General features: G+C 36.3%; 23 protein-coding genes. 3 read left to right on the forward strand and 20 right to left on the reverse strand.

Annotated elements, in window-relative coordinates:
- Positions 1-209 precede the first annotated feature (209 nt).
- From IW15_RS01695 to IW15_RS01705, 3 genes are all read right to left on the reverse strand, one after another.
- Positions 210-515, reverse strand: a complete 306-nt coding sequence (locus IW15_RS01695) for a hypothetical protein (RefSeq protein ID WP_034708785.1) — start codon at positions 513-515, stop codon at positions 210-212.
- 114 nt (positions 516-629) lie between these two features.
- A complete protein-coding gene (locus IW15_RS01700; RefSeq protein WP_034708787.1) occupies positions 630-1,118 on the reverse strand; it encodes a YkgJ family cysteine cluster protein in 489 nt (162 codons plus the stop codon).
- On the reverse strand, positions 1,119-2,090 hold the full coding sequence (locus IW15_RS01705) for an ion channel (protein WP_034708789.1): 972 nt from the start codon (positions 2,088-2,090) through the stop codon (positions 1,119-1,121). It lies immediately after the preceding gene.
- A gap of 155 nt (positions 2,091-2,245) precedes the next feature.
- Here IW15_RS01705 and IW15_RS01710 point away from each other — a divergent pair, with 155 nt between their 5' ends.
- Positions 2,246-2,626 (forward strand): group III truncated hemoglobin, encoded by a 381-nt coding sequence (locus tag IW15_RS01710; RefSeq protein ID WP_034708791.1) that lies wholly within the window; start codon positions 2,246-2,248, stop codon positions 2,624-2,626.
- Here IW15_RS01710 and IW15_RS01715 read toward each other — a convergent pair.
- The 10 genes from IW15_RS01715 to IW15_RS01760 form a co-directional block, all read right to left on the reverse strand.
- The gene (locus IW15_RS01715; protein ID WP_034708792.1) at positions 2,623-3,693 is read right to left on the reverse strand and encodes a calcium:proton antiporter; all 1,071 of its coding nucleotides are present in this window, start codon (positions 3,691-3,693) and stop codon (positions 2,623-2,625) included. The genes IW15_RS01710 and IW15_RS01715 overlap by 4 nt on opposite strands.
- Positions 3,694-3,758: 65 nt before the next feature.
- Entirely contained in the window at positions 3,759-4,097 is a 339-nt protein-coding gene (locus IW15_RS01720) for a DUF6122 family protein (protein ID WP_034708793.1), read from the reverse strand.
- A gap of 34 nt (positions 4,098-4,131) precedes the next feature.
- Positions 4,132-5,361, reverse strand: a complete 1,230-nt coding sequence (locus IW15_RS01725; RefSeq protein ID WP_034708795.1) for a hypothetical protein — start codon at positions 5,359-5,361, stop codon at positions 4,132-4,134.
- A 3-nt stretch (positions 5,362-5,364) separates the two neighbouring features.
- Positions 5,365-7,422, reverse strand: coding sequence for a hypothetical protein (locus IW15_RS01730; protein WP_034708797.1), 2,058 nt, complete (start codon positions 7,420-7,422; stop codon positions 5,365-5,367).
- A gap of 9 nt (positions 7,423-7,431) precedes the next feature.
- On the reverse strand, positions 7,432-8,100 hold the full coding sequence (locus IW15_RS01735; RefSeq protein ID WP_034708798.1) for a hypothetical protein: 669 nt from the start codon (positions 8,098-8,100) through the stop codon (positions 7,432-7,434).
- A 94-nt stretch (positions 8,101-8,194) separates the two neighbouring features.
- Positions 8,195-8,917: a DNA alkylation repair protein gene (locus IW15_RS01740; RefSeq protein ID WP_034708799.1), complete on the reverse strand. Its 723-nt coding sequence runs from the start codon at positions 8,915-8,917 to the stop codon at positions 8,195-8,197.
- Positions 8,918-9,022: 105 nt separating this feature from the next.
- Positions 9,023-10,309, reverse strand: a complete 1,287-nt coding sequence (locus tag IW15_RS01745; RefSeq protein ID WP_034708800.1) for a cation:proton antiporter — start codon at positions 10,307-10,309, stop codon at positions 9,023-9,025.
- 20 nt (positions 10,310-10,329) lie between these two features.
- Positions 10,330-10,959 carry a DUF4919 domain-containing protein gene (locus IW15_RS01750; protein WP_034708802.1) on the reverse strand — a complete coding sequence of 210 codons (630 nt, stop codon included), beginning with the start codon at positions 10,957-10,959 and terminating at the stop codon, positions 10,330-10,332.
- Complete coding sequence (gene hflX / locus IW15_RS01755) at positions 10,959-12,197, reverse strand: GTPase HflX (RefSeq protein WP_034709804.1); 1,239 nt, start codon at positions 12,195-12,197, stop codon at positions 10,959-10,961. Before hflX ends, IW15_RS01750 begins: the two co-directional genes overlap by 1 nt.
- Positions 12,198-12,569: 372 nt before the next feature.
- Complete coding sequence (locus IW15_RS01760) at positions 12,570-13,004, reverse strand: META domain-containing protein (protein ID WP_034708803.1); 435 nt, start codon at positions 13,002-13,004, stop codon at positions 12,570-12,572.
- Positions 13,005-13,090: 86 nt separating this feature from the next.
- On the opposite strand from IW15_RS01760, the gene IW15_RS01765 reads away from it, so the two are divergent.
- Together IW15_RS01765 and IW15_RS01770 are read left to right on the forward strand one after the other, a co-directional pair.
- Positions 13,091-15,298, forward strand: coding sequence for a S46 family peptidase (locus IW15_RS01765; protein WP_034708804.1), 2,208 nt, complete (start codon positions 13,091-13,093; stop codon positions 15,296-15,298).
- Positions 15,299-15,376: 78 nt separating this feature from the next.
- A complete protein-coding gene (locus IW15_RS01770) occupies positions 15,377-15,853 on the forward strand; it encodes a YdeI/OmpD-associated family protein (RefSeq protein WP_034709805.1) in 477 nt (158 codons plus the stop codon).
- A 116-nt stretch (positions 15,854-15,969) separates the two neighbouring features.
- Here IW15_RS01770 and IW15_RS01775 read toward each other — a convergent pair whose 3' ends face one another.
- The 7 genes from IW15_RS01775 to IW15_RS01800 all read right to left on the reverse strand — a co-directional run bounded on the left by IW15_RS01775 (position 15,970) and on the right by IW15_RS01800 (position 23,411).
- Positions 15,970-17,454: a hypothetical protein gene (locus IW15_RS01775; protein WP_034708805.1), complete on the reverse strand. Its 1,485-nt coding sequence runs from the start codon at positions 17,452-17,454 to the stop codon at positions 15,970-15,972.
- Between the two features lie 212 nt (positions 17,455-17,666).
- Positions 17,667-17,840, reverse strand: coding sequence for a bacteriocin-like protein (locus IW15_RS22670; RefSeq protein WP_165585150.1), 174 nt, complete (start codon positions 17,838-17,840; stop codon positions 17,667-17,669).
- 231 nt (positions 17,841-18,071) lie between these two features.
- Positions 18,072-19,604, reverse strand: a complete 1,533-nt coding sequence (locus IW15_RS01780) for a YifB family Mg chelatase-like AAA ATPase (RefSeq protein ID WP_034708806.1) — start codon at positions 19,602-19,604, stop codon at positions 18,072-18,074.
- Positions 19,605-19,779: 175 nt separating this feature from the next.
- The gene (locus tag IW15_RS01785; RefSeq protein ID WP_034708807.1) at positions 19,780-20,745 is read right to left on the reverse strand and encodes a T9SS type A sorting domain-containing protein; all 966 of its coding nucleotides are present in this window, start codon (positions 20,743-20,745) and stop codon (positions 19,780-19,782) included.
- 43 nt (positions 20,746-20,788) lie between these two features.
- A complete protein-coding gene (locus IW15_RS01790) occupies positions 20,789-22,177 on the reverse strand; it encodes an outer membrane beta-barrel protein (RefSeq protein ID WP_034708808.1) in 1,389 nt (462 codons plus the stop codon).
- Positions 22,170-22,736, reverse strand: coding sequence for an RNA polymerase sigma factor (locus tag IW15_RS01795; protein WP_034708809.1), 567 nt, complete (start codon positions 22,734-22,736; stop codon positions 22,170-22,172). Before IW15_RS01795 ends, IW15_RS01790 begins: the two co-directional genes overlap by 8 nt.
- Before the next feature lie 99 nt (positions 22,737-22,835).
- A complete protein-coding gene (locus IW15_RS01800) occupies positions 22,836-23,411 on the reverse strand; it encodes a DUF4840 domain-containing protein (RefSeq protein ID WP_034709806.1) in 576 nt (191 codons plus the stop codon).
- Between the last annotated feature and the right edge of the window lie 206 nt (positions 23,412-23,617).

Raw genomic sequence — 23,617 nt, forward strand, 5'->3', positions numbered from 1 at the left:
CGACCTTTTTTGATACAGCCTGTTCCCGGGATTATAAATGGGAAAAAGTAAAAAGTGAAAGGAGAAAGCATTGATATATTCAATGCTTTTTTTTGGTTGTAAATACAGCATAACAGGAGCTAAAAGAACTAATATAGCTCATGGATTTTCATAGAAATAAAAATCCCGAAACATATGTCTCAGGATTTCCTTTCTACTTTGTACTCTATTTATTTCGACTTTTCTTTACGTTTTGACTTCCGTTCTTCTTTTGGAACATCTTTAGATTTTGTTTTTGTCTTAGTTTCTTCCGCAGTAGTCACTGGAGTTGCAACAGGTTCTGCTGTTACGGGTTCAACTTGAGTCGTCGTTGTCGTGGCGGGCGTTGCTGAACCTGCCGTTGCCGGTGTGCTTGCTGGCTGGGCTGGTATTGTTTCTGTTTTAGAACCTTCGGCCGGTTTTTGAGTCTGTGCCTGTGCTGATACCGCAATGATTCCTACGAATGTAAAAGCAGCTGTTAAGATTAACTTTTTCATATTATACTATTTTAAATGGTTGTTTAATTTAAACGCCCATCATTTATAAATAGTATCTTGAAATCAGCACTTTAACTTACTTTATAATCATTTAAGAGGATTTTAGAGAATCTTCTATTTTGCTATATTTTTCATCATTTTTTCAACAAATTCAAAAGCGGCAGGACATATCACCGTATTCTTCATCATCAGATCGTTGATCTGGTAGATCTTTTTACGGTCGGTATGAGGATATTCGCGGCAGGCTTTCGGTCTGACCTCATAGATGGAGCAGGTATTGTCGTCAAGCAGGAAAAAACACGGAAGATTCTGTAATACTTTATCATCATCTTCATCTACCCGCAGGAACTTCGCTTCAAAATCGGCAGGTTTCATGCGAAGATGCTTGGAAATACGCTCTATATCTTTCTCTGTACAAAGAGGACCGGTTGTTTTACAGCAATTGGCACACTGCAGACAGTCTATTTTCTCAAAAACCTCGTCATGGGTTTCCTGTACTATATAATCGAGATTTTTAGGCGGTTTTTTCTTTAATCCGTCCAGAAATTTTTTGTACTCTTTCTGTTTTAATAAAGCCTGTTTTTTGTAAAAGTTTAAATCCATTTATATTTGTTCTTCCTCTCTGACGGGAAGATCTGCTTTTTGATATTCATTTATTTTATCTAAATCCAGGACGGTTGTAAGGTGCTCTTTAGCTGGATAATACATCGGAGTAAATTTTGCTCCATAGATAATTTCACGGGAAACATAGGAAGATCGCTGCACCACCGTATTCGAAAAAACTTCATCAAATGCCCGTATCTGAACAATCATCTCAATATTTATATTTTTAAAATCATCTTCAGAAAAGCCGTAAAAGGGTGAATTCTCGTCTATTTTATGAACTACCGTCCAGTTGAGCGCCAGTGTATTGATCTTACTGAGATGAGTCTCCAGCCTGTAAAAATTATTCTTGGCAACCCCATCTTCAACTACTTCAATAGCGGTTGAAAGAATCACATCAGCATCTGTAAGTGCATTATTCTTATAAGGAGCCAGCCTGAACATTAAAGCGGTCCCCTCCTGAAAAGGAGCTACCACTGCAATATCCGAAAACCTTAAATACGCTCTCGGTCTGGAAAATCTTCCATAGAAAAGTCCGGTTGCAATGGCAAAGGTAAGCAATCCTAAAAAAGCCTCAAAAGTAGCGACAAGACTTGCCGTAAAACCTACCGGAGCAATTCGTCCGTATCCTACCGTCGTAAAGGTTTGTGAGCTGAAGAAAAAAACATCAATAAATTCATTTAAAGGATCACTTTTATCTATTCCGGTAAGGTGCTCTACCCCGATCAGGTAATAGATCATGGCAAAAACAATATTGATGAGAATATAAGCAATCACCAGATAGGAAAGAAAACGGAATGTAGAGAGGTTCAGCATCGTATGGTACCAGCTTAATCTGTTAAAAACATTCACACCCCTTCTCTGAACGTTGGGAAGACCGTCTTTATTGATAAATCTGCCGGATGCATTGCTGCCAAAACCGCTGTTTTCTGTATTTTTTAGACGAATTTTTTGTCTGAATCCTTTTGCCATTTTTAAATCATTTGTTGGTATTGCTTTGAAAAAAAACGAATGGAGGAACTGCCTTTTTATTCGTCTTCAATCCTGCAAAGATAAAATATTGTATTCATGAAATTTATCAACTCTGCGATTGAATTTATAAATTGATTTTACACTACATTTGAAATATGAAAAAACTGGAATCAAGAGAAGATATTGAACATCTCGTTAATTCATTTTATACAAAAGTAACTCAGGATGAAACTATTGGCTTTTTCTTCAGTGATATCGCCAAGGTTGACTGGGATAAACATCTTCCGAAAATGTATTCGTTTTGGGAGTCTATTCTTTTTGGGCAGATGAGCTACAAGGGAAATCCTATGGCCGTCCACTTTCCCATCAATGAAATTCAGGCTATGGAAAAAAGACACTTTGACAAATGGCTTGAGCTGTGGCGAAAAACAATAGAAGAGCATTTCACAGGTGAAAATGCAGACACCGCAATTTATAAATCCGAAAATATCGCCAAATTAATGGCTTTCAAAATGGAAATGGCTAGAAAATCCTAAGGAACAATTACTGTAAAAATATACGCTGCGAGATTCACCAGAAGCACTGTTCCGTAAAGAATATTGGTCTTGCCACGGCTTAAGGAAAGCATTACGATAAATACAGATAAAGAAAGAAGGATGATATCTTTTTTATCCAATCCAAGCACAAAAGGAATATCATACATAATACAAACGATAGATACCGCCGGAATCGTAAGTCCAATACTTGCTAAAGCAGATCCCAAGGCCAGATTTAAACTCGATTGTATCTGATTGCTTCTTGCTGCTCTTATCGCCGCTACCCCTTCCGGAAGCAGCACCACCGCTGCAATAATAACTCCTACCAAAGATTTTGGAGCACCAACGCTTCGTACCATATCTTCAATCGTGCCGGAAAGCCCTTTTGCCATTAATACTACAATAACAAGACAGATGACCAGAAAAATAAAACTGATAATCGTCGCCATCTTTGTAGGAATATAATGGGAATCAGAATCCTCGTCTGTAATGATAAAGTAGTTTCTGTGCCTTACCGTCTGAACCATCAGAAAGACTCCGTAAATGACAAGGCACGCGATGGAAACAAAAATAAGCTGTGCTGTATTATAAAAAGGTCCGTTAACACTTGAGGTAAAATTGGGAAGTACCAGAGTGAGTATTAAAATAGAAACGATACTTACGAGATAGGTTGTTGCGGAAGTTCTTGCGAAGAATTGCTCATAATATTTCACTCCTCCAATTAAAATACAGATTCCTATAATTCCGTTAAGAATGATCATTACCGCAGCAAAAACAGTGTCTCTGGCCAGCGTAATGGCCTGATCGCCTCCAGCAACCATGAGTGAGATAATTAATGCCACTTCAATGATGGTAATACACAGGGCCAGAATAATTGTTCCGAAAGGCTCTCCTACTTTGTGTGCCACCACCTCTGCATGGTGCACTGCGGATAAAACACTCCCTGTGAGCAAAAGGCCTGCAATAATATCATAAACAACTCCATTTCCTATTAATCCGGAAAAGTAATACACTACTGCCAGAACGGGGAAAATATACGTATAATGCAAAAATTCTTTTAATCTCATAAGTGACTGTAAAATACAAAAAATCTATGGGTTTTGAAATATCAAAAGAAAATATTAATAATATTTTAATGGTACCAGAAATTATAGTCTTGAAAATCGGTCAGCATATGAAGTAAAAGTCCGATGCCAATAATTCTACTATTTCCTTTAAAAAACAACATCAAAAAATACACCGCAATGGCATAATATGAATGTAAAAAATGAAAACCCACACTTGCTCTGTTCGGATCGAAAACAGGATTTGCCCATAAATGATCAAGATCTACCAGCATCGTTGCCAGCAACATAAGATATACTTTTACCCAGTTTTTACGATAAAAAACCAATGCAATAAAAACAGGAAATACCAAATGCAGGAAGTAATGAGTGCATTGTCTGAGTAATGCGATTTCTGAAAAGCTCATCAATAATTAATTATTTAGGAATAAAATACTTTATTTACCACCGTAAAATTAAGGGTAATTTTCCTTTCTTTCCTTGTAATCTGATATAATAATCTTCTGCTTTATTACCATAAAAAATATAGTCAATAGTAGAGAGAATTCCTTTATTGATAAAGCTGGCAGATGATGACAGCAAAGCATCATTTTTAATGAAAATATAGTTCTCCCGTAAGTCTGGAGATAGTTGTATCGGATTTTCTGTAGATTCTATGACAATTCCCTCTTTATTTTTATAGATCGAATTGGGCTGGAAAGGAATGATAGTGAACTGATTCTGTGAATTGATCCACTTTTTATTTTGGAAATATTCCCAGGTCTTTTCAAGGTTTGGACTCTGAAGGCTGATCATATATTTAGGCTGGGTAATTTTCTGAAAAGTCTTTTTTTCAATTTCATTGAAATTATCATCGTATCCGTAGGTTACAATGGTATCATTCACCTGCTCCAGTTCAGCACTTGCTTTATAATGAGCAACTTCAGGTATATCACCCGTACTTTTATTGAAAAAGAAAGTCAATTTTTTCACATTTTCAGCATCCAGTTCTATTTCTAAAAACCGGGCTTTCTGCTGTACTTTAGTAAGAAGAGCATTGAAAGTTTCTGTTTTTGAGATGTTTTTTATTTCAACTTCATCATCTTTTAGCTCAACTGAAAAATTCTGAATCTTTTGTCCCGAAATGAAGGAAATACTTCCTGTGGTCCCTTCGATAAACTGATCGGCATTATACTTCTTTTTTGCAGAAGACTGTAAAAGCAGATGATGTACGCTAGCTAGATCCTGCTCAGAAGTTCCTACAATGCAATGATCACCTTGTATGCTAAGAGAAATATGATCTTTTTGAAACAGGTTTTCGCCTTTGTTTATGAATTTCTGTTTCTTTAAAAATGATAAGAATTTCTGATGATCATCAAGTTCTATGACCGTATACCAATGGTAGAAACCGGTATTTTTGAGGTGGAAAATCTGCAGAAAATCCGGTATTTTCACCCCGGCATCCCATACAGAACTCCCCTCTTTATCTGTTTTTTTTCCATCAAACCATTGGGAAGGATGGTTGATAAAGCTGGAAATATATTGTCTCGTTAGCTTTTTCACATCTACCAAAGCCACTGCATCTGCATTTTCAGGGATAAATTGTAACGTTTTATCTTTATGAAAAAATACAAAGTAGCAGGCAATTGCAACTAGAAGAACTAACGGGACAATAATTTTTTTTCTGTTCATTTTTTACAATGTTTTCAGCTCTTTTTTAGGGTCTTCCATAATTTTATAGATCTCGTCAAACACATCAAAGAAATACATCAAACTGTTTTCTGAAGAGTCTTTGATATTATAGTCGATTTCGGTCTCTATCCGGTCTCCTTTTGCCTCTGTTTTATAATATACTTCACCGATATGTTTTCTCAGAACATCCAATGTCTTTCTTTCTGAGGTACTTTTGAATTCTTTTTCCAAACCGATTAAAAGTTTCTGAATATCAAATCTTCCGGTTAACGGATATTTCCCTGAATCTTTAGCCCATTCTTTAGAGATTGCAGACTGAGGTTTAGGAAGAATGTTATCCGTTGAGGTAGTAAAGTATACAATTCCGTCTTTTACCGTAAAAAACAGCTCATCAATATATCCTGCGCTTTTTTCCTCTTTAAAAATGTAAAAATCTCCTCTTTTTGAGAATGTTTTTGCTAATTTTTTATTGGTAGCCAATACATTGAAAATACGATTCCAGTATTTTTCATTTTCTGTAGCAAAAGCAAAAGTGAAATTAGGCACCATAACGTCCTTGGTTTTCTTCACTTCTTTTTCATTATAATCAGCGTCGTAATCATAATCTGTATATTCTACTTTTTTGGATTTCAACTCGTTTAAAACAAAAATTCCATTTCCCGGTGCTATTTTAGCAATGGCTTCTTCATCCAGCACAATCTTCATCGTCTCCATCATCAGCTGCATTTCTTTTTCATATTCTCCTTCTCCGGTGTTATCCAACAGGCTGTACATCATATCAAAACACTTGCTGCCATTCACATTCATTGCATAATATCCAATGCTCTTATCATTAATAAGTGCCATCAGTTTTTTGTTTTTCTTTCCTTTGTATATGGAAGAAATATTTTTCTGAATTTCCGTGTTTTTATGCTGATAGGTGTTGACCAATTTTACTTTGTCTTTGTCAAAATATAAATTGTATGATGTGTTTGAATTGTATACTTTGTCGAAAAACTGATTGAAATCGTAACGCTTCATCATTCTTCCGTAAATTCCGTCTTTAACGATTTTACCGTAATCGGTGTATACGAAAACATCTGAATTGGGATCCCGGAAATTGAGCATTCCCTGAGGAACATCCAGTTCTAAATTTGAATTGAAATACGTTTCAAAGCAGTCTTCTGCAAATTTTTTCACGATTTTAAACTCTTCTATCCGCAAAGAATCCATTTCTTTCTGGTACGCGGTGTCTACAGGAAAATCTTCATTTTCCGGCTCTCCTTCTTTAACAGCAGGAGGCGCAACCTCGGCATCATTTTCAGAATATTCCTTATCGGTTGTTTCTTTCTCCTCTTTTGGATACTCATGGTGCTTTTCCAGGTACTTGATGTCTTTCTGGATTCTGGCAATTTCAGTGTTATTATCTTTGATATTGTCTTTTAAATATTTAATATCGTCTTTCAGATTTTTGATCTCATCTTTGTAATTAAAAGGCAATTCCGGCTCATCGGCATATGCGGTATCCACTACAGCAGCAGCACTGTCTACAACCGCAGCAACACTGTCTACCACTACATCATCCTTCCAAAGATCTTTGTATGGTTTGCTATAGTTTACTACACTTAAAACGGCACGGTTATCATTCCATGCCACAAAAGTATTATCTCCTATGTCTACGTAGGAATATTTGCTTTTCTTTGAAATTTCCAGTCCTTTCTTCTTGGTAGAATTAATGAATTCCAGAAATTTTTCTTTATTATCTAAAATAAAATGGGTGGTATACGTTTGTATGGAATCATTAAAGGTCGCATAATGATATTGAGTCGCGTCATATTTAATTCCCGTTTTGGAATAGTCATTCCATGAAAATTTTTCTTTGCTTTTTTTGTCTTTTTTGGTGATCTCCTGTATAAAAGGATTCAGTTTTTCCCAATTAACTTTTTTATTGAGCTGCTTGCCGTTGATTTCCATATAGAAAGGAGCATCGGCAGGAATTTTCATCTTTTGCTGTGCAGAAATAAGCACAAAACCTAAAAGCAGAAATGCAATTTGTTGTGTTTTTAATATAACAGATTTCATGGTGTAGGATTATTGGAATAGGATATTATTTTGTATTTGTTTTTTCTGAAGGATAAGGTCTAAAACATTGGCATCCAGCTTCAGCGCTTTTTTATTGGGCGAAAGTGAATAGGAACTGTTGCTTTGAGAGCTTATCATATTTTCAAACTGAAGGATAGAAGTATATTTGGCGTTCGTAAAGATTTCCCGGTCGGCCGTACTCATCTTATCGTAATCGCTTTTGAAAGTATTTATTTTGTTTCTGGTGAATGATTTTTTTGCAATATTTTGACTGTAAATCTGCGTAGGAATCATTTTCCCAACAATGTTTTTAGCTTTCAGCTGCTCTAATCCGGCGTTGATGTTTTCAATTTTTTTGAAGTTGCAGCTTAGTTTGATGATGTAATTGTCAAAATCCATCGTTGTTTTCACATTACTGATTCCGGGAGTTGCTTTGAAAATCCTGGCTGCTTCATTAATCTTACTTTCAATTTCTGATTTCTTGGGAACTTTTTTTCCGTTAACGGTCTCCATTTTAGAGATTGAAGCGAGTCTTGTTTTGCTTTTGCTGGCGTTCAGAATTACGGTATATTCGCCGGTTCCGTCAGCTTTAACACTTACTTTGTCTACAATATCAAAACAACTCGTTAATAGCAGTAAGAGAAAAAGCATTGCAAACTGCCTGAGAAAAGTTTTCATAATTTGGGTTTTAAAATGACAAAATTACTTAATTCCAGCTTTAAAATGCCTGAGTCATGAATTATTTTTTGAATTGCATCCAGCATAAGGAGAACTACACTCTTCCTTTAAGATAATCTTGTCTTAGGTCTTCATCTAATTTTTCAATGGCATACCTCAGACAGGTTCTGGGCATCTCTTTATAGTATTGATTGAGATAAGTAATCAGTTCGGTTTCATTTTTATTTCCCATTTCACGCAATAGCCAGCCGTTAGCCTTATGCATCAGATCATGGGTGTGTTTTAAATTGGCGGTCACAAATTCCTTCGTCAGCTCAAAAGATCCTTTTTTTATGTAATGCATGGTCCCTACGACGGCAATTCTTTTATGCCACATTTCTTCAGAGGCAGAAAGGTTTCTCAAAAGCTCTTCTTTCTTGTTCTCATATGCGTACCTGCCAAGAATTTTATAACAGCTGGAATCTACAAGATCCCAATTGTTGACATATGGAAGATGATTAAGATAGAATTCAATGATTTTTTCTTTTACCGATTTCTCTTTAGTTTTTTCAAACTTTGATATCAGCATAAATAAAGCCGTTAACCGATGTTCATGGTATTTTGAAGAAAGGAGGATACCCAGATCGGATAAAGAGATTTTTGCATAATATTCTTTAGCAACAGCACGCTGATCCGGGACTTTCACCCCTAAAAACAGGTCGCCTTCACCATATTCACCTTTACCGGTTTTGAAGAACCTGGGAAAGAATGCTGCTTTTTCAGGAATTGATAAAACAGCGAGCGATTCTTGTATTTCTTTTACGATGGTATTTGTCATACGGATACAAGTTTTTATGATCAATGGTTTTTACTATAGCATAGATTCAGTATACGTTGAAAAACTCAGACTTTTCAAAATACTGACTGTCTAATTTTCAATTAATTATTTATGATCTTCTAAAGCAACACTTTCCAACTCCCCTTCTTCCTCAGCAATTTTATTCGGATTGGCTACTTTGGCAATCGTAAGTCCCTGAACAATAATAGAGAAAACAACCACACAGTAGGTAATACTTAAAATGATATTGCTGTATTCGCTTTTAGGGATAGACATGGCCAAAGCGATGGAAACTCCTCCCCTGATACCGCCCCAGAAAAGAACTTTTATCGTCTGAGGGCTGAACCTCGTCCTGAATGACATGAATTTTGAAGGCCCCCAAATGGAAATAAAACGGGCAGCCAGCACGACAAGAATCGCTATAAGCCCAGGAATGATGAAATGGTTTAAATCTTTGATCATCAACAATTCAAAACCGATGAACAGGAATAATACGGCATTCAGAATTTCATCAATCAGTTCCCAGAATTTAATCAGATAATCCTGTGTGATAGATTTCATTTTAAATCTTACATTGAAATTACCCATAAATAATCCGGCAGCGACCATCGTTAAAGGTCCTGAAATATGCATCTGCCTTGCAATAAGATATCCTCCCATTACGACAGAGAGTGTTACCAATACCGAAATAATATAATCATCTACCTCACGCATCAACCTTGAAGTAACCCATCCTAATAAAACACCTAACAGCAAACCGCCTCCGGCTTCTTTCATTAATAACAGTCCAATACTTTCAACGCCCAGATCCACTTCTTTTCCGACTGCTAGCTGCAATACTACGGTGAAAACCACTACCGCCATACCGTCATTAAAAAGAGATTCTCCGGCTACTTTTGTTTCTAGTGATTTGGATACTTTTGCCTGCTTCAGGATACTTAAAACAGCCACAGGATCCGTAGGTGAAATTAAGGCTCCAAAAACCAAACAGTAAATGAAAGGAAGGTGAACTCCCACCAGCGGTAATAAATAAAACATTCCAAATCCCACGATAAAGGTAGAGATCACTACTCCTGCAGTGGAAAATATAAGCACAGGCCGGAACTGTTCTTTAAGATCATCAATATTAATGTGAATCCCTCCTGCAAACAACAGGAAATTCAGCATAGCACCCATCAGAACTTCTGTAAAGTCGATGCTGTTCATTAATTGATTAAGATGTCCGAAAGTTCTTGGCAGTACCGCTTCTCCAAATAGAACCAGAAAAATAGAAACGATGATGGCAATCACCATGATCCCGATGGTATTCGGAAGCTTAAGAAATCTATGATTAAGGTATGCGAATATTGATGCTAATACGATTAACGCTGAAAATGAATAATATAACTCCACTAAGTTTTCTTTTTTTTAATTTATAAGTCTGTATAAAGTATTTTAATATATATTTTTTTGTCGTCTTTTTCCCAGATGTCAAGCATCCCCTTTTTAGAAGCTTTGGAGCTTCTTGTATACTCTTCTCCTATATTGAGAATATTCAGAAGAATGTATTCATCCCCTACAGAATTAACCTGATAAGCTGTTTTCTCAGAAAGTCCGTCTCCGGAACTTTTAATACCGTCTGTAAGTGCCCGGAACTGGCTAAGGTGATAGATTAAATTCTCTCCGTCTTTTTGATCATCATAAGCCCGAAGCAAAATCAATAGAATGTCCAGATTGGTTGGGTCTTTTTCGTATAGAATTTTTCCCTGGGTTATGCAGTCGGCAAAATTATTCTGTTTGAAAGCCTCAGCAAGACTTTTGAAACGTTCATCTGAGGTAGAAATTGTGTCTTTTCTGAAATTTCGCCCATAGTACAAATAGCGTGATTCGATACTGTCTAAGGATTTTGGATAAGCCTTATATTTAAAAATAAGCCTTTCATAATAGTAAGGGGACCGAGAATTAGTAAGGTCTTTCTCAATCCCCTTTATGTCAATTTTTGATTTCTGGCTGAATCCAAAAATGGAAAAAAAGATCAATAAAAGAAAAAAATGATATTTCATTAATCGTTCTTTTCCTCTTCCTGTGCTTCTTCTTCATCATTATCGAAATATTCGAAAAGAAAATCATTGTAAGGAAATCTCGAAATATGAATTTTCATTACCTCATCGTAAATCATCCTTTTCATCTCCGGGAAATTTTCTTTCGTTAATGCTGAAATGAAAACCGTTGGATATTTAGATTTTCCCATCCAGGTATTCTGCCATTCCTCCAGAGATATATTCTTTTTGGTAGATGGCGTAAGATCATCTTCATCTTTTTTATCATAGCTGAAATCATCAATCTTGTTAAAGACCATGATCATCGGTTTCTGATGGGCATTGATCTCCATCAGGGTATTATTTACAGATTCGATGTGATCTTCAAAGCTTTCATGAGAAATATCCACCACATGGATTAAAAGATCTGCTTCACGAACCTCATCCAGTGTAGATTTAAAAGATTCTACCAGCTGTGTCGGAAGTTTTCTTATAAATCCTACCGTATCGGTCAGCAAAAACGGAAGGTTTCCGATCACTACTTTTCTTACCGTGGTATCCAATGTTGCAAATAATTTATTTTCTGCAAAAACATCAGATTTGGAAAGTGCATTCATCAAAGTAGACTTTCCAACGTTGGTATATCCTACCAAAGCAGCGCGCACCACTTTCCCACGGTTATTCCGTTGAGTAGCCATCTGCTTATCAATCGTTTTCAGTTTATCTTTTAACAGGGAAATCCGGTCACGAATGATACGACGGTCAGTCTCAATTTCCGTTTCACCGGGACCTCTCATCCCGATTCCTCCTTTTTGACGCTCCAAGTGGGTCCACATTCTTGTCAATCGGGGTAAAAGATATTGATACTGCGCCAGTTCTACCTGAGTTCTCGCGTAAGAGGTTTGTGCTCTTTGGGCAAAAATATCAAGGATAAGATTGGTTCTGTCCAGAATTTTAACTTCTATTTCTTTTTCAAGATTTTTAAGTTGGGAAGGAGACAATTCATCATCAAAAATGACGGTCCCTATTTCATTTTCCTTTACGTATTCTTTTATTTCCTGAGCTTTTCCACTTCCAATAAATGTTTTGGAATCAGGCTGAGTTAGTTTTTGTGTAAAACGTTTTTGTACCGTTGCTCCTGCTGTGAAAGCCAAAAACTCCAATTCATCCATATATTCCGTAAGCTTATCTTCATCCTGATTTTGTGTTATAACACCCACCAAAATGGCTTTCTCGTAATTATGTTCTTTCTTATCTAACATTAAATTCTGTCTATGTTTGTGATTTTTACAAGTTACCATTTTCAGCAGAAAAAACAAAATCATTTTTACTTAACCTTATATTTTAATATTAATTTAAGTTCATCATATTATTCTTTTATGAAAAGATGATGATTCCTAATATCAGATGTATGGTTATAGATAATGCCGAACTGGACAGGCTTATCTTTCGATCATCGAGCCTCCGCTTAAAGAAATTAGAAAAATGAAAATCAGCTAGTTACCTCATAAAACCTCTGCTCTCATTTTTTAATTCCCATCCTTAATTAGCTGTAAATACTTTCGAGATTTTTCAACACAAAGAAGTCCGCAAATTGCGGACCTCTATCTTATATATGTAATGTAAATCGTCGATTAATCCCAATCTGCGGCTACAAACTTCATAGCATTACCATTATCATCAGACATTGTTAAAAAATGACCTTCCACGGAATAGTTGTTCATTTTTTCAAATTTTTTCTGAAAAGAATTTTCCAGATTCATATTTTGACAGGCCATCATGGTACTGCCAAGCCCTGAGATCTTCATTTTCCCGTTATTTTTAAATTCTGAGGTAAAAAACATTCTATTGCAACCCATATAAGCCGATCCCCGGATTTTACCATTTTCACTTTTGGCAGTCAGGTTGATTTCTGCTTTATTTTTAATGAGGTCATCTTTAGAAAACCCTTCAAGAGAAACAAGCATCCACTGTCTTTGAATATGAGGATTTTTAACCTGCGTTGATGAGCAGTTTATCATCATTCCTAAAAACAAAACCGAGAAAAGGGCAACTATTATTTTTTTCATGCCTTTTATCCTCCCATTTTCGTACCAATCCAAAACAGAATATCGTAAAAATTAGTAAATTAGCGACACAAAAATTATTATATAAAATGAAAAGACTATTTCTACTGTTCACTTTCTTATTGGGCTTTGCTCAAATGAGGGCGGATGAGGGGATGTGGCTGTTAATGCTCATCAAAAGACTTAATGGTGTCGATATGCAAAAAGAAGGCTTGCATTTGACTCCAGAAGAAATTTATTCAGTTAACAATTCCAGCATGAAGGATGCTATCGTAAGTTTCGGTGGCTTCTGTACTGGTGAGATTGTTTCTGATAAGGGACTTATTTTCACCAATCACCACTGTGGTTATGGTGCTGTTGCGGCAGCTTCTACACCGGAAAAAGACTATTTGAAGAATGGTTTCTGGGCAATGAAGCAGAAAGATGAATTTAATGCAAAGGATCTTTATGTACGATTTTTAGTGAGAATGGATGACGCTACCCAGCGAATCAATTCTAAGCTAAACAACAATATGACCGGAGAGCAGAGAAAAGCTGTTATTGATGCTGAAACTAAAGCGATCCAGACTGAAAATTCTGAAAATGGAAAATATACCGTAGTGGTAAGAGATTTCTTCAACGGAAATGAATTCTACTATTTTGTATACCAGGATTATAAAGACATCAGATTGGTAGGAGCACCTCCTTCTTCATTAGGTAAATTCGGTGGCGACACGGATAACTGGGAATGGCCAAGACACACCGCTGACTTTACAGTTTTCAGAGTGTATGCTGATGCAGCAGGAAATCCTGCAGAATATTCTCCTAGCAATACTCCTTTGAAACCTAAGCATTTCCTTCCGGTTTCTCTTAAAGGTGTTAAACCTGGTGATTTCTCAATGATCTTGGGATATCCTGGAAGAACGAACCGTTATCTGACTTCTTATGGTATTCAGCAGATGGTAAATAAAGACTATCCAGCTTGGGTAGAGGCTTCTAAACTGGCAATGGATGTGATGAAGAAGTATATGGATAAAGACAAAGCGACTCAGCTTAATTATGCTTCTCAATATGCTTCTGTAGCGAACTATTGGAAAAACAGACAAGGAACAATTGATGCCGTTGATAAAAATGGAACGATTTCTGACAAAAAGAAGATCGAAGAAGCCTACAGAACCTGGTCTGTAATGCCAGGAAATGACATCTATGATGGTGTCTTAGAAGACATTGAAACTTATTACAAGCAGGTTTCTGAAAGAAATGTGGAAAGAAATTACGCTTCTCAATTCTCAAGAAATGCAAAATATATCAGCCTTGCTTTACAGGTAGGGTCTGTTCTTAAGGCCTACGCTGCACAAGATATGCAGGGAAGATTGGCAATGAAGCCTAAAACTGAAGCAGCTATTAAAGCAGCTTATGAAAACTTCAACCCATCTTTAGAAGGAGAAATGCTTGCATCAATGGTGAACTTATATCAAATGAGAGTAACTAATAAAGACATTGCTTCTCCTACTATTTTAGGATTAAACTCTCAGACGCTTTCCAATACGGCATATGCTTCAATTTTCGCGAACAAAACATCGGCTACCAACTTTGTGTTGAACCCGGATGCTTTAAAGCTTGATGCAGATCCACTTTGGAAAATTGCAAACGGTATTGTAACTGATCAGAAAATGAGCACTGAAAAATTCTCTAAAGTAGACGACAATTTTGCGAAAAACAACCGTTTATTCTTAGCTGGTTTAATGAAAGCAATGCCAGAGAAAAAATTCTATCCGGATGCTAACTCTACCATGAGATTAACATATGGAACAGTAGATAAATTACCTATCAGAGATGACAGAAACTACTTCGGAGTTACTGACAATTATTATACTGATATGGCAGGTCTTGTCGGTAAATACAAAAAAGGAGATGAAGAATTCGATCTTCCACAAAGAGTGATCGATCTTTATAATCTTGGAGATTTCGGACAATATGCTGATGCGGCTGGATACATGCCGGTAAACTTCCTTTCTAACAATGATATTACCGGTGGTAACTCTGGTTCTCCTGTAATTGACGGAGACGGAAACCTTATCGGTATTGCATTCGATGGAAACAGTGAAGCATTAAGCGGAGACATTGTTTTTGAACAGGAATGGCAAAAAACAATCAACGTGGATGTTCGTTTCGTTCTTTGGACTATCGACAAATACGCCGGTGCAAGAAGACTAATCGACGAGTTGAAACTTGTAAGAGGAGAAAACACTCCTGCTGATACAAAAACTAAAAACTCAGGCACCACTGCAATGCCTAAAAAATTAAAGAAAAAATAATCTGTTCAGATCTATTTTTAAAACCGTGAAATATTATTTCACGGTTTTTTTTATTTTTAATCTATTAAAATATTCATGATGAAAACCCAGGAAATACAATTTACCGCAATTATAAAACAAAATGGAGAAATGAATGCAGCCTTTGTAGAATTTCCATTTTCCACAGAGAAGCTATTTGGTAAAAAAGGTCAGGTAAGAATTAAAGCTACTTTTGATAACGCTGTTGAATACCGCGGCAGCCTTGCAAAAATGAAATCTGACTGTCATATTCTTGGACTTACCCAGGACATCAGAAAACAACTGGGAAAAACGTTCGGTGATGAGGTTTCTGTCTCTCTTATTGAAGATCAGGAAGAAAGAATTGTTGAAATCGCGGAAGATATTGCTGTCGTATTTGATGAAAACCCAAAGGCAAAAGAAATTTTTGACAGGATGAGCTATACTCACAGAAAAGAATATATCCGCTGGATTAACGATGCAAAAAAACCAGAAACCCGGGAGAAGAGAAAAGTGAAAATGATTGAAATGATTTTAGACGGAAAAAAGGGAGTTTAGAAATCCAAACTCCCTCATTTTTATATTAGTTTTTAATTAAACATTTAGTTAATGCTAAAAACCAGACAGCAAGGCTATCTGGTTTATGATTGTTTATTTTTAAATAGATGTGAGTACTATCCTATTATCCATTTAGATTCTTTATTCCAGATTAGCCTGAAACTTTTGTAATTATCTGCGATCACAAATGATTGCTGTCCATTAATCATACTGCCGTTTTCAGCGTTAATCGTGATGTTTTTTCCACCAATATTTGCCGTTAATATTTCGAAACTATATCCATATTTATCAAAAATATCAGGAAAATTAGCTTCTAGTGGTAGGTTAAGTACCACATTTTGCGTGGCGGCACTTTGCTCAAAAATATAATTTCTCAGAATTTCAAGGTTAAAATTGCTGTAATTGACACAAAACTCCTGTTTATATCCGGACTGATAGCTACCATAAATAATTTTAGTATTATATTCCTCAATAAGCTTTATATCTTTAAGCCCCTGATAAAACATAGAAGAATCTATTTCAGTATCTGAGGCAAGTTCCAGCCTCACTGCACCAAAAGGAGTATCTTCATAATAATTTGATCTATCCGCAGGAGCAAAAACCATTTCGTGATTTCCATTGATGTCTTTTCGTCCAACAATTCGTCCACAGGTCTGGAGTTCAAAAATATTGTTCTCAGAAATAGCTCCATATAAAGCATGATCATCAATTCCTGCCAGTGCTGAACTTTGTAAAGTAGAACTTTCAATTTTAATTCTTGAATTATCCGGATTTCTCTTAATTAAAACATTGCTTCCCATCAGAATTTCAACATTTTCATTGGAAAATGGCTCAAATGCAGGATACACCACAAGATTATTTCCGATAATGTCACAAATATTCCTAATCTCATTTCCTACTTTAATAAAATCTATATTCTTTCTAAGATCTGCATAAGATGAAATATTCGTTGTAATTAAGCTTCCTCCATTAGGAAGAGTGGTACCGCTGCCATTACCTTTAAGAACTGATCCACAATTTCGCAGTAATGAATTAACAATTAAAAAATTTGAATTATTCCCCAGATTAGAAATAACAATATTATCATATTTAGATTGTTGTGCTATTATGGAAACCAGGCGGCTGCTATTACCGTTTTCAACAATGATACAATGATCAGTCTGTTTAATGATTTCAGGTAAAGGATCGGGTTGTTCTAAGGACAACTTACCATTAATTGAAAAACTTCTAAACGACGCGTTCTGTCCCGATAATTTAAGAACATACTCCATATCTTCATATACCTGCAAAATAGTAGCCTCAGCACCATCTCCATAGATATCCTTACCTTTGTTCCGGATACCTGATTTAATTTTATATGTTCCCGCTGGGAAATAAACAGGAATTTTTTCAGGATAATCAAAAGCCTTTTGAAAATCATCACCATACCATTGAATATTGACAAATCCATTCAGCTTTCTCCTATAAAATTTGCCTTGCAACTCTATATAAATTACTCCATCTACTTTCCCACTGTCCATTGGCTTGTTGTCATACCAAACTTCAGTTTGGGCAAAACAGTCACATGCAAGGTTTAAAAATTGATCACTTTGTGTACACATACTATTTGTTATTTGATTACTACAACAAATATCACCCTGCGCTACGTCAAAACTCGACGTATTACAATCAGCTAATATCTTTTTTGAAAAAAGGGGAACAGAAAACCAGACAGCAAGGCTATCTGGTCTGTAATTATTACTGTGATTCTATATTATAAAAAAGCTGCCCAAAGAAGCTAAGGACAGCGTAATAAAAAAATAAATGTATTTGACTAAGCTGTCAATACAGGAGTAGTTGGTGTAGTAGGCTCAGTACTTACCCCGCAAGCTCCCGCACATGCAGTTACAGAAGAATATTCTCCCATGTATTTTCCATTACAGTAGCAGGCAAATCCTCCCTGTACAGATTTCATGTTTTCTCTTGTTAATTTTTTCAGATTTTTCATAGATAGTTATTAATGTTTTGGTCCTTACTCTGTTAGCTTTTCAGGTTCCGCTTTATATCTCTAAATATAGAAATAAATAGAACACAAATGTCAATTCCCTATTACAATTTAAATTAATTTAACATTTACACAGCATTTTATTCAAATTTCAAGTAATAACACAAAACAATTCTCTAAAGTCAGAATATTTTCGGTAATCCTCTTTCTGAAAATAAGCAGAAGCTGTAATAATTACACATTCCAAAACTCCCTATCTAAACTCCGGTATTGTATGGCTTCTGAAACATGATGCGATAAAATCGAATCGGATCCCTCCAGATCAGCGATCGTTCTTGATACTTTCAGAATTCTGTCATAAGCTCTTGCAGAAAGGTTTAATTTTTCCATGGCTAATTTGATAAGACTGAAAGAGGTGTCATCCAAATCACAAAACGCTTCAATTTCCTTCGGACCCATCTGGGCATTATAACTGATATTAAGATCTTTATAGCGTTCGTTCTGCATATCACGGGCCAATAGTACCCGAGTTCTGATATCGGTGCTCTTTTCCCCTTTTCTTTTTTCAGACAGCTTTTCAAACTCTACTTTCTGAACTTCAATATGAATATCGATGCGGTCTAGCAACGGACCTGAAAGTTTGTTCATATAACGCTGCATTTCATATATCGATGAGGTATTATTGGGATCGTCGGGGAAAAATCCACTGGGGCTTGGGTTCATTGAGGCTACAAGCATAAAACTCGCAGGATAATTTACTGTAAAACGCGCTCTTGAAATGGTAACTTCCCGGTCTTCAAGAGGCTGACGCATCACTTCAAGAACGGTTCTTTTAAATTCCGGCATTTCATCAAGGAACAAAACACCGTTATGGGCAAGGGAAATCTCTCCTGGCTGAGGATAGCTCCCACCACCAACCAAAGCCACATCTGAAATGGTGTGATGTGGAGATCTGAAGGGGCGTACAGTCATCAAAGAGGTTTCTGCTCCCATCTTTCCGGCTACGGAATGGATTTTTGTGGTTTCCAACGCTTCTTTTAATGTCAAAGGAGGCAGGATACTGGGAACCCGTTTAGCTAGCATTGTTTTACCACTTCCGGGAGGACCAATCAGAATAATATTATGCCCACCTGCAGCAGCGACTTCCATTGCTCTTTTGGCTGTTTCCTGTCCTTTAACTTCAGAAAAGTCAAACGGGAAGTTATTTATTCTTTCCTGAAACTCTTTTTTTGTATCCAGCGTTACTTTCTGCAATGCTTTTCCTTCATTGAAAAAATCAATAACTTCTTTGATGTTTTCGGCTCCATATACGTGGATATTGTTCACTATTGCTGCTTCTCGGGTATTTTGCATAGGAAGAATAATTCCTTTAAATCCTTCTTCTCTAGCCTGGATAGCGATGGGAAGAACTCCTCTGACAGGCTGTAAACTTCCATCCAGTGAAAGCTCTCCCATAATCACATAGTCCTGAATGTTTTCTGCCATAATCTGATCTGAAGCCGCTAAGATTCCAACAGCAATGCTCAGGTCATAAGCCGCTCCTTCTTTCCTCAGATCTGCAGGTGCCATATTGATGGTGATTTTCTTTCCCGGAATTTTATAGCCTACATTTTTTAAAGCAGCTGAAATCCTGTAACTGCTTTCTTTGATTGCATTATCGGCAAGGCCAACCAGGTGGTAGCCTATTCCATTGTCTACATTTACTTCGATAGTAATGGTTTGTGCAGCAACACCATGAATTGCACTGCCATAAATTTTGATCAGCATGATTGTGTTTTTAGGTAAAAATAATCCATATTTTATTTAGGAAAATTCCTGTTTCACCTGAAAAAATTAATACTCTTTTCAATATTTTTAAATTTATTTATTAAAAATAAGCCGATACAATACTGCACCGGCTCACCAATTATTAAAAAACTAACTACTAAGGAGTATGATCTTCTTATTTCTTTATAAATTTATTTTTATATATATTTCCTACGGAATCTTTAGAAACAATGATATAGTTTCCAGGCACCAACTTGCTAACATCTATTGCCTGGCTGAATTGATGATCATTTTTCTGCAGAACAAGTTTTCCGGACACATCAATTATTGAGATTTCTTTATACACCTTATCGGATTCTTTCCCTATGTAAATAAATTGCGCTGTAGGATTGGGATATACCTGTAAACTATTCTGTTTCTGTTTTGTTTCTCCCATTCCTAAACTGCAAAAGCCCCAGTTGCCGTAATTCAGCTGTACAAACCCTCCTAATCCTAAAAATTCACACTGATCCGGACAGTAAGCGGTACAGGCATAAAATCCATAGCTTCCAGATTCTGTGGCCGTATAAGAACTTCCGGAAACTCCATTTACAATACAGGGATCACCTGCAACGGGAGGAATTGCCCCTGGTGTACACTTATACCATGTATGAGTACCATATAAAACAGGAAATACATTTTCAAACGTCACAGAAGCACCTTTACAAACGTTATACTCTCCAGCATCAACCTGCTGAAAGGTTCCTGGCGTAAAGGTGGTTAGCATTGCAGGAAGAGAATAGGCAAATCCGTCGGCCATAACGGGTGTACTTTCTGCCATACAATCATTCTGGGTAACCACCACTTTAAAATTATAAAGCATATCATCATTTCCATTGATCGTTAAGCTTTGAGAAGTTGCTGAAGGTAACGCCACCCACGGATTGGCATTGGGTAATTGCCAGGCCCATTGCTGCTTATACCATTGATAGGTGGCAAATGGTTGGGTGGTTGAAATGGTTTCAGTCTCTGTACCGCAGAACACAATTTTATCTGCAAACTGGGCTCCAAGCCTCGGGCTGGTAATAACGGGAACACATTGTGCTTTAATATTCAATATACTAAAGAATAAAAAAGCGAAAAGAATTAGTTTTGTTTTCATATTAAAATATTTATTGGGTGATGTTTTTATCCAGTATGCTTCATCAGTCGATCATCAGTCGGATACCGAATTTCACATTGAAATTCAGAGGTTTTTCTTTATAGATGGTATTAAGGGCACTATTGTCTTTAAAATGGTAGCCGATACCAGGCTCTGCATAAATACCAAACTTATCGATGACTTTAAGCTGTACCCCAACTCCGGTATTGACGGAAAACTGTATAGGTTTTATATTCAGTTTTTCGTCTGAAATTTCTTTTATCTCGTCATTGACAACATATTTTGTTTTAAGCGTTCCTGCTACAGCTTTTTCAACAAGAGCCCCCGCAGTAGCATATCCCGTAAATGGTCCTTTTTTAATGACCGTATAATTGACCTGGACCGGTACGCCCAGATAATGAACAGACTGATCACCTTTTATATAATTGGAAGCACTTCCAGAATGCAGTTCGGATGAAAGCTTGGTGTAATTAATCCCTGTTCCTATCCCCCACTTTTTTCCTAAATTATAATAGAGAGAAACTCCCAGTGTAATGGGAATTTTATGTCTGAGCTTTGCTTCAACCTGCTGATTTTGATTGGCCAGTAATATTTCCATCAGAGGATCATCGTCATAATTGGCGCTGCTCCATACCTGATCAACGCTCATCGGGCTTCCGCTCATGGTGGCATATCCGGGAAATTGCTGTTCAGCAGCGTTGGAGGATGCATTTCCGGTCAGCAGACTCAGCATCCATGCTTTTTTATCATGTTTTTTTCCCAATTTCATTTGTTCAACAGCAGCATATTTTTCCGGTAATTTACTTTTCAGTTGAATTATAAGCTCTTCGCTATCAGTCTGCTTATTCTCATTGACAGGAGAATGGTTCTCTATTATCGGATTATGTTTACTGAATACGTTTTCTGTATTCTGAACGTCATTTTTTGCATCTCCAAAGATATCTGCACTGCTGTTTATGGCCTTATTTTCAATATTTTCATAAGCAACATCATTTAAAGTTGAGCTTTCTATGGGATGGCTTAAATTATTATTTTTTAAATCGATACCTAAACCTGAATATCCTTCTGCATTTGAATTCTGTGTATTATTTAACGGATTATTATTTTCTGCTTTTTCATTCTTAGTTTGAGACGTTGCAACTTTCTTTATAGATCCTGTTCCAGGGTCTGAATTCCAAATTTTTTTGCTGACAAAAAAGATCACTACTATAGCGGCCGCCACACCACCAATACGATAAAGTAATGATGGATTCCTGATCCCTGAAATTTTCTTCCTTTCCTGAATATCATCATCCAGAATGATACCTGGGAACATATTTTCATCTTCATCAGAGAATAATTCATTTCCAATATCTTCCCACAGTCCATCCGGAACATCCTGTTCATGATCTTCCATTTTTTTGCGCAGATCATTTAACCATTGATTACTCATATTGCGCTTTTTTTGACATTTTATATTCTTTAATTTTCTGAGCAAGCATTGCTTTAGCCCTATGAAACTGGGAAGCGGAAGAGTTTTCTGCTATTCCTAAAAGCATTGCGATTTCTTTATGACTTTTTTCCTCAAATACATACAGATTGAAAACAGTTCTGTATCCATCAGGAAGCAGCCGGATCATTTTCATAATCACAGTCTGCGGGATTTCTTCAAGATTGGGTTCCTCTTCATTAGGAATATCAGGAAATTCAAATTCATGGTTAACATACTTTAATTCCGTATTTTGCTTAAGATATTTCAACGATTCGTTGACAACAATTCTGGTCATCCATGCTTTCAGGGAACCATTTCCGCGGTATTCAAAAGACTCTATCGAACGGAACATTTTAATAAAACTGTTTTGAAGAACATCATGTACATCTTCCTTTCCAATGATATAACGGGAACACACATAGGTAAGATTCCGGGAATATGCTCCGAAAAGCTCTTTCCACGCGGTTTCTTCCTTCAATAGAAGGTGTTGTACCAAAATCTGCTCCTTGTTTTCTTCCATGTACTATCGTCGCGTCCTCTTGAACGACTGATTAAAATTGTAAAGCAAAAATAGATTGCATCTTATAAAAACACAATCTATTTTCACAGCATCTATTATTTAGTTCTTAATACAGTAAGGAAAATCGTAATTAATAACCTCATATGTACTGAGTGGTGTTCCATCAACCGTTATTTTTTCTGCCAGCAATCCATATCGTAAAGATCTGTCCTGCCCTACATAAAACCCTTTCTGCTTAGCAGCAATGGTAACTACTGTTTTTTTATTGACCCCATCTACAGGAATCTGAATTTCCAGCGTGTTTGGTGCAAAACTTAGTTCTACGACATTTTTATCTGTGTTTATTTTTGAAGCAAACTTTAGATTGTATTTTACTTTCCCTATAGCTTTTATAGCTGATTCTGCTTTTACAGGATCTTTCACCACCGATTTTACAATTTCCCCAATCGGAAATTCAGCAAATGCGATGGTATCTTTTTTTACTTTAAAATCAATTATTTTCTCAGTCTTCATCATTCCCTGAGTGGTTATGAGTCTTCCTTTGTAGTTGCCATTAATATCTTCTAATTTTACGGGCACAATTTCAACATCATCATCTTTGCAGGAGATTATAGAAAAACTTACCAATAAGATTAAAATGGCTGTTAAAGCCTTAAGCACTGTCAATTTCTTCATTACATTATTTTTTACATTAAACATTATTATTTTTTGAGTACTCATCTATATAAACCCGGCTTTAGAAAAATCTTGCATCGAAATGATTAAAAAAAATGAAAAATTTCGCAAATAACTGATTTAAAGAGTGTAAAATTTAGTTTACCTACTTGAAATTCAATTGATTTTATTTTTAAAAATGGTAGTTTACGGAGCAAAAACAATTT

Origin of the sequence: Chryseobacterium soli, assembly GCF_000737705.1 — a bacterium.
Lineage (GTDB): Bacteria > Bacteroidota > Bacteroidia > Flavobacteriales > Weeksellaceae > Chryseobacterium > Chryseobacterium soli.